7 protein-coding genes and 1 riboswitch are annotated in these 7,325 nt (G+C 65.3%); of the genes, 1 reads left to right on the top strand and 6 read right to left on the bottom strand.

The window, feature by feature from the left end; genetic code table 11:
* From AB0I15_RS40830 to AB0I15_RS40810, 5 genes are all read right to left on the bottom strand, one after another.
* A partial coding sequence (locus tag AB0I15_RS40830; protein WP_358108384.1) for a Clp protease N-terminal domain-containing protein occupies positions 1 to 767 on the bottom strand: 767 nt, incomplete at its 3' end.
* Positions 768 to 1,991: 1,224 nt separating this feature from the next.
* The gene (locus AB0I15_RS40825) at positions 1,992 to 2,324 is read right to left on the bottom strand and encodes an Lsr2 family protein (RefSeq protein ID WP_043615857.1); all 333 of its coding nucleotides are present in this window, start codon (positions 2,322 to 2,324) and stop codon (positions 1,992 to 1,994) included.
* A gap of 513 nt (positions 2,325 to 2,837) precedes the next feature.
* Positions 2,838 to 3,323 (bottom strand): RDD family protein, encoded by a 486-nt coding sequence (locus AB0I15_RS40820; protein ID WP_358108381.1) that lies wholly within the window; start codon positions 3,321 to 3,323, stop codon positions 2,838 to 2,840.
* Between the two features lie 110 nt (positions 3,324 to 3,433).
* A complete protein-coding gene (locus AB0I15_RS40815) occupies positions 3,434 to 4,828 on the bottom strand; it encodes an RDD family protein (RefSeq protein WP_358108379.1) in 1,395 nt (464 codons plus the stop codon).
* Positions 4,829 to 4,913: 85 nt separating this feature from the next.
* A complete protein-coding gene (locus AB0I15_RS40810) occupies positions 4,914 to 5,483 on the bottom strand; it encodes an amino-acid N-acetyltransferase (protein WP_358108377.1) in 570 nt (189 codons plus the stop codon).
* Positions 5,484 to 5,758: 275 nt separating this feature from the next.
* Positions 5,759 to 5,909: riboswitch (cyclic di-AMP (ydaO/yuaA leader) on the top strand.
* A gap of 119 nt (positions 5,910 to 6,028) precedes the next feature.
* On the opposite strand from AB0I15_RS40810, the gene AB0I15_RS40805 reads away from it, so the two are divergent.
* On the top strand, positions 6,029 to 6,958 hold the full coding sequence (locus AB0I15_RS40805; protein ID WP_358108375.1) for an NlpC/P60 family protein: 930 nt from the start codon (positions 6,029 to 6,031) through the stop codon (positions 6,956 to 6,958).
* Positions 6,959 to 6,985: 27 nt separating this feature from the next.
* Here AB0I15_RS40805 and AB0I15_RS40800 read toward each other — a convergent pair whose 3' ends face one another.
* Positions 6,986 to 7,198, bottom strand: a complete 213-nt coding sequence (locus AB0I15_RS40800; RefSeq protein ID WP_358108373.1) for a LuxR C-terminal-related transcriptional regulator — start codon at positions 7,196 to 7,198, stop codon at positions 6,986 to 6,988.
* Positions 7,199 to 7,325: the final 127 nt, after the last annotated feature.

Here is a 7,325-nt window from a genome sequence, read left to right as displayed (position 1 = left end):
CGCGACCCGGCCACCAACGCACCCAGGTCAAGCGTGTACAGCTGCTTGTCCTTCAGCGTCTCGGGCACCTCACCCCTGACGATCTTCTGCGACAGACCCTCCACGACGGCGGTCTTACCGACGCCGGGCTCGCCGATCAGCACCGGGTTGTTCTTGGTCCTGCGCGACAGGACCTGCATCACCCGCTCGATCTCCTTCTCACGACCGATCACCGGATCCAGCTTCCCCTCACGGGCGGCCTGGGTCAGGTTACGGCCGAACTGGTCGAGCACCAGGGAGGTCGACGGGGCCGACTCCTGCGGGCCACCCGCGGCGGCCGGCTCCTTGCCCTGGTAACCGTGGAGCAACTGGATGACCTGCTGCCTGACACGGTTGAGATCAGCTCCAAGCTTGACCAGCACCTGGGCCGCCACACCCTCACCCTCGCGGATGAGCCCGAGCAGGATGTGCTCGGTGCCGATGTAGTTGTGACCCAGCTGCAGAGCCTCACGGAGCGACAGCTCGAGGACCTTCTTGGCCCGCGGGGTGAACGGAATGTGCCCCGACGGAGCCGACTGGCCCTGGCCGATGATCTCCTCGACCTGCTGGCGCACACCCTCAAGGCTGATGCCGAGGCTCTCCAGAGCCTTGGCGGCTACGCCCTCACCTTCGTGGATCAAACCAAGAAGAATGTGCTCAGTGCCGATGTAGTTGTGGTTGAGCATCCTGGCCTCTTCTTGGGCCAAGACGACAACACGCCTCGCTCGGTCGGTGAACCTCTCGAACATCTCGTCGCTCCTCACAGAGCGGTCAGTCAGGCCGGTAAATCCGGTCCCGTCCTCCCGCATGCTAGCCCTGGCTCGGCGAACCGTGCCCACTGCCGCTGACACGCTCTATAGCAGAGACGTTCCCCGAGAGCAGGGCGTTCACCCTCCATCCAACTACTGTTCGGGGGTGACGTGTTCCCGATACGCCGCAAGCGAACGATGTTTAGGCCGCTTCACGGAAGCGGCTGTGAATTGCCGCTGCGGCGTGCGCAGATCAACACGGATCGGCCTTCGGACGCTTCGCCCGAAGCCGGCGCCGGAGACGCCCCTTCGCCCGCACATCCGAGATGCCACGTCCGTATCTGTAATCATCCTATGTCCCAACGCAATGCCGGGCCAAGCGTTCGCGCTACGCCCTGAGCACAACGGGGCACGGATCGCACGCGGGCACCGAACAACAGACGCCGGACAACAGAGGCGGCGCGGAGCTTACTGACGGTAATCTGTCATCCGGTCAGCCGGGTTACCAACGTTCATCCCACACCATGAGACTCGCGGCCCCCGCGCGTACGCATTCGCCGCCCGTCCTTCGCCTTGCAGATGCATGGCAATCGCAACACTCAGCGCAACTTGCTCCGCCACGGCATTGTGCGCGCACTGCGAGAGAAGCGGCTTTGTGCGAGCCATGCTCATGGTCGCGGGTTATGCCCGGCTCCGCGGAACACGCCGGAAGAGGGTTTTCCGGAGCCGCACATCCCGACAGGGCCGGGGTTTTGGGGACCGGAGCGGCGGACGGGGTCGGGGTTAAGAGCTACAAAGCGTGAAGACCGCCGTACGCTTTACCGTCCCGGATTTCCGCGATGGCCCGTTCCATGGGGGATGGAGAACGCGTCCGCGCCGGAGTCGCAATCCCGCTACCGCACGGCAATCCGGTTACCCACTGTGGCGCCCGTGCCGGATCGTACGTTGAATGGGGCATGGCCGCCTCACGCGGCATTCGGCGCCCTGAGGCCGGCGCCATCACATATAGGTCCGCCTCCGCGGCAAATGCGTACGCCTCCGCGGCGAAACGCCGCCATGGCCGGCCCGGAACGCCGCGCCCAAAACGCCCGTATATGGGCGGATCTGAAGATCACTCTCCGGCGGCGTCCCGTATTCGGGAACACCCCAGAAACGATCATGCGCTTATGGCGGTCGCCGGGGTCCAAGGCGAACGGCATAAGCGCATGGTCGAGAGATGGCTCCTTAGTGAGCCGCTTCGTACTTCTCCACCACGGTGGAGGCGATGCGGCCGCGCTCGCTGACCGGCAGGCCGTGAGCCTTGGCCCACTGCCGGATCTCCGAGCTCTTCTCGCGGCTCATCGCACGGTTGCCGCCGCGGCCACGACGCCGCGTGGAGACGGCACCAGCCCTGCGCGCATGCTGCACGAAAGGCGTGAGCGCGTCCCTCAGCTTCTTCGCGTTAAGGTCGCTGAGGTCAATCTCATAGGAGGAGCCGTCAATAGCGAAGCTGACCGTCTCATTGGCCTCGCCCCCATCGAGGTCATCGATGAGAATCTCCTGGATCTGCTTGGCCATCTACGCAATCCTTTCGCGGAGCATTGTTTCATTCGCCTGCCCAAACATATACCCGGAAAGGCGTGGAGACAATTCAGCGCTACGGGGATTCGGCTGACTGGCCGATCAGTTCTGGCTCTCGGGGTGATCCTCGCGGTTTCGCCGCCCTCCGAGGGCCTCCGACCGGACCAACTTCACTACGCCAAAGATGAAGGCTCCGCCGACGACCACCGGGGGGATGAGGGCTGACAATACGTCTGTAAGGGCTTCCATTCGTCCTCGCCTCCACGGCTGACGGGGTTTCGGGGGCGCATTAAGCGCCGGAGCGTGGCCACGGGGGGCGAAGGCTCCCGCATGACACGTAGGCGACAACCACCCGCACCCGACCATAGCGGCACACAGATGCCCTGCGTGTTGCAGGGGCGCCAACATCCGGCAACCCGGACGCCCCATAGCCTAATGCCAGTCTCTCCAGGCTCCTTACCGGATCAAGCGAAAATTTTGCGAAAAGGCATCCGCCCAGGTACGCAAGGCTCACCGAAGATCTTTTACCACCCGTGTTCCCGCCAGCCTGTCGTGCGGCCCCCGCTCCAGAGGCTTGTCGATCAGGATGAGCATCCCGACGACGAACAGGAGCATTCCGGCCAGCAGATTGACCACGGGAATGCCCATCAGCATGACAGGCGCCGGATAGACCAGGGCCCGTTTGAGCAGAGCACGGGGCGGAAGACCTCCCGGCGCCAGGCGAATCTTCATGATCGCCTTACCGAACGTCCGCCCATGCCGGGAATGCGCCCACCAGTCGTAGCCCGCAAAACCCAGCCCGGCCGCCAACCACGCGAACACACCGGGCAGCCGGCCGCCGAACACCTCCGACATCCCGACAGTTCGGAAGATGCCCCACAGCGCGATGAACAGAATGTAATAGAAGACCCCGAAGACGAGAGCTTCAATCAGCCGGGCCCCCAGGCGTTCCCACCATTCCGCGGGCGGAGCGTCCGCCGGCGGTGTCCCGGCCATAAGTCCCACCTCACGTCATCGGGAGCTCAGGTCCCTCATTTTGGTACGGCCCCGCGGGCAAAACATAGGGGCCGGCGGGAAGCCGGCCCCTATGTCGAGATGTCCGAAGGCTACTTGATCTTGACCACCACGGTGCCCGCGAACTTGTCCGCGAACGTCTGCTGCAGCGGCTTGTCCCAGAGCTGGGAGGCGCCGTTGAGCGCCACCACGGCCCAGCCGACCAGCCAGCCGACCCACGGGATCGCGTTCAGTATCCAGCCGCCCCAGGTGACCCCGGCCCGCTTGAGCGCCAGGTCGGTCGGCAGGCCCCCCGGCTGCATGTGCTGCCCGACGGGGACGACCTTGATGCCCATCACCATCTTGCCGACCGTCTGGCCCTTCATCTTCAGCAGGAAGAAGTCGAAGGCGACCCAGATCGCCGTAACGACGACGCTGGTGAGGATGGTCACGACCGTGGTCGAGAAGAACCCGCCACTTGTCCCGGAGGAGGACACGTAGGAGGCCACGAGCATCGCGCCGAATATGAGGCCGACGACGATGTTGATGATGTAGAGGATGACGAAGTCGATGATCCTCGCCACCAGTCGCTGCCACCACTCCGCCAGCGGCGCCGGCGCACCGGGCGGCTGCACGCCGACCGGCTGGCCATAGGCCTGACCGTAGGCGGGCTGGCCGTAGCCCTGCTGCTGCTGACCGTAGCCCGCGGCGTACTGCTGGTCGCTGTACTGCTGCTGGCCGTACTGCGCCTGCTGCTGGCCGTAGCCCTGCTGCTGACCGTAGCCGGGCTGCGACTGCTGCTGCTGGCCGTAACCCTGCTGACCGTAGTCGGGCTGGGACTGGGCCTGCTGCCCATAGCCCTGCTGCTGCTGGCCGTAGCCGGGCTGCTGGCCCGACTGCGGCTGCTGCCCGTAGCCCTGCTGGGCGTAGCCGGGCTGCGACTGCTGCTGCTGGCCATAGCCCTGCTGACCGTAGTCAGGCTGGGACTGCGGCTGCTGCCCGTATTGGGGCTGCTGGCCGTAACCCTGCTGACCGTAGTCGGGCTGGGACTGGGCCTGCTGCCCATAGCCCTGCTGCTGCTGACCGTAGCCCTGCTGCTGGCCGTACTGAGGTTGCTGGCCCGACTGGGGTTGCTGGCCGTAGCCCTGCTGCCCCGCCGCATTGCCATATTGCTGACCGTAGTCCGCCTGGGACTGCGGTTGCTGACCATACTGCTGCTGGCCGTAGTCGGGCTGGGACTGCTGCTGCTGTCCGTAGCCCTGCTGCTGCCCGTACTGGGGCTGCTGGCCGTAACCCTGTTGCTGGCCATAGCCCTGCTGCTGCTGGCCATAGCCCTGCTGTCCGTACTGGGGCTGTTGCCCGTAGGCATCGTCCGCCCGGTAGCCGATCACAGTCGCGTCGGGGTCGGGCTCGCCGGGGTGGCGGCCCGTGTTCTGCTGCCAGGGATTGGCGGGCGCAGAATTCTCGCCGGATTCGTCCTGTGGGTACGGCGGCTGTCCGGTGCTCACCGTGTCACCTCGCTTCGAGTGCGCATGTGGCACGTGTCAGGACACATGCCTGTGCTGCCCAACGTATCGACATAGGTATCAACAATCACCTTTCCAACTGGTCAAGGTCCGCGTCACCCGATGTCAGATGGAGCAGCATGCGGGTGTTGCCCAGGGTGTTCGGCTTGACGTGTTCGAGGTCGAGGAACTCCGCCACACCCTCGTCGTACGAGGCCAGGAGTTCGGCGTACACCTCAGGCGAGACCGGCGTGCCCTGAATCTGGCGAAAGCCGTGCCTGGCGAAGAAGTCGACCTCAAAAGTTAGACAGAATACACGTCGCAGACCCAGATCCTTCGCGTGCTGTATCAGCGCCGAGACGATCCGGTGGCCGACGCCCATGCCACGGCTATCGGGATCCACGGCCACGGTGCGGACCTCCGCGAGATCCTCCCAGAGCACGTGAAGCGCGCCGCAGCCGACGACCTGCCCGCCCCGCTCGGCCACCCAGAACTCCTGTACGTCCTCGTACAGGGTCACGGTGGCCTTCTCCAGGAGCCGCGGGCCCGCGCCCGCATAGGTGTCCACCAGGCGTCTGACCGTGCGCACGTCGGGCGTGCGGGCACGCCGGACCACGACCGCGGTCTCGGGCACTGTCAGTTCGGCCACCTGCTCCATGGCTCTCCAGAGTACAGATGTCATTACGGTTCGGCCCTAACGCCCATGTCTCGGCCCATCCTGTGGCATCTCTTGGTCAGATGGGCGCGCGGCCGACGAGAACCTGCGTTCGGCAGATGCAAGGGCAAAGAGGGACATAAAGTCTGTTCTGCACGGGTGTGCACGAGATCACCTTGTGACCCTTCAGTTGTGAAACCTCTACAGACTCGGCAGTTGTGGTTGAGCACGAACCCGGAGTGCATTAGTGTCCAGCGACGATGTTCCCCGCGTGTCGCGGGGGGAACACGCCCAATCTCCGCAAGGAGAGCCGGGGAACCGCCGACGGCGACCTCCAACGCCGTCAATGGGGTGAATCCGAGATCATTCGGTAGGGCTGCTCCGGCCCGAACCCGTCAGCTAACCCGGTAGGCGTCGATGAGAGGAGCTGGTTGGTGAAGGGCACGCTCGGTCGTGAGGGGAAGTCGGCGGGCGAACACGCCCGCCCTCATGAACGAGTTCGGCGGCCATACCGCTTGGGTGTGGCGAGTCTCACAGTCGCCGCGTTAATGATCGCCGTTCCCGTCGGTTCGGCGTCCGCGGACCCCAAGCCCTCCCTCCAGGACATGGCCAAGCAGGTCGAGAAGCTGCACGTCGACATCGAGACGCTGGCCGAGCAGTACAACGACCAGCGGGAGAAGCTCAAGACCGCCAAGAAGGCGGCCGAGGCTGCGGAGAAGACGCTGTCGACCAGCGAGGCCGACCTCGCGGCCAAGCACGCCAAGGTCGCCATGCTGGCCCAGAACGCCTACATGACCGGCGGCCTGGGCAGGGTGCTGGCCTTCACCTCCGCCGAGGACCCCGACACCTTCCTCGACCGCGCCGCGACCACGTACGTGCTCGAGCAGCAGCAGGGCCAGGAGCTCAGCCAGGTCACCAAGGCCAGGGAGACCGCCGAGCGCGCCAGGTCGGGCGCCAAGTCGCGCATCGCGGAGGTCCAGAAGCTCGTCACCGAGCTCGACACCAAGCGCGACAAGATCACCAAGCTGGTCACCAAGGTCGAGAGCAACCTGTTCAGGCGAGCCCTGGGCGAGGCCGGCCGTCCCGGCACCCGGGCGACGCGCGTCAATCTGCCGATCGCCGGCGGCGGCAAGGCGGCCCAGGCGGCGCGGTGGGCGCTCACGCAGCAGCTCAAGCCGTACGTCTGGGGCGCGGAAGGTCCCAGCTCCTACGACTGCTCCGGTCTGGTCATGGCCGCCTACCAGCAGGTGGGCATCTCACTGCCCCACTACACCGGCAGCCAGTGGACCGCGGGCAGGCACATCGACCGCTCCGAGCTACGGCCGGGCGACCTGGTGTTCTTCTACAGCGACCTGCATCACGTCGGCATCTACCTCGGCGGCGGCATGATGGTGCACGCCCCGCAGACGGGTGACGTCGTACGGATCGCCTCGATCGCCCGGCGGCCGTTCGCCGGCGCGGTGCGCATCGCCGACTGAGAACGCTTTCCCCGTAACCGGACGCCGTTAGATCAACTGGCGGCGGGCAGCCCACGCCACGGCCTCGATCGCCGTGGCAACGCCGATACGGTCGCAGATGCACCGTAATCTTCGGCGTACTGTGCGTCCGCTGATATCCAGACGTCTGCCCACCCGATCGACCGTAACTCCTTTGGCCAGCTCCGCCAGTAACGCCAAATCCGCATGGCTCAGCTCAACGCCTTCAGTGAGCACATCCATCGGGAGCCCTCCCCCCCAACAGCAGAACTTGGGCCTCTCGACCGGGCCAAAGTTGCTCCTCGCAGACCGTAAACGCATCTTGGAAAGGTCGTCAAGCACGATAATCTCCGTGCTTGACGAGGTCTAT

The organism is Nonomuraea sp. NPDC050643 (assembly GCF_040654715.1).
Classification (GTDB): domain Bacteria; phylum Actinomycetota; class Actinomycetes; order Streptosporangiales; family Streptosporangiaceae; genus Nonomuraea.
The sequence above is the reverse complement of the archived record's forward strand: the minus strand, read 5'-3'. Positions and strand labels throughout refer to the sequence as shown.

What these genes read in the sequence shown, in the direction of transcription:
- AB0I15_RS40825 (WP_043615857.1), bottom strand. Translation starts at nt 2,324, where the DNA reads ATGGCCAAGCAGATCCAGGAGATTCTCATCGATGACCTCGATGGGGGC.
- AB0I15_RS40820 (WP_358108381.1), bottom strand. Translation starts at nt 3,323, where the DNA reads ATGGCCGGGACACCGCCGGCGGACGCTCCGCCCGCGGAATGGTGGGAA.
- AB0I15_RS40810 (WP_358108377.1), bottom strand. Translation starts at nt 5,483, where the DNA reads ATGGAGCAGGTGGCCGAACTGACAGTGCCCGAGACCGCGGTCGTGGTC.
- AB0I15_RS40805 (WP_358108375.1), top strand. Translation starts at nt 6,029, where the DNA reads ATGATCGCCGTTCCCGTCGGTTCGGCGTCCGCGGACCCCAAGCCCTCC.
- AB0I15_RS40800 (WP_358108373.1), bottom strand. Translation starts at nt 7,198, where the DNA reads ATGGATGTGCTCACTGAAGGCGTTGAGCTGAGCCATGCGGATTTGGCG.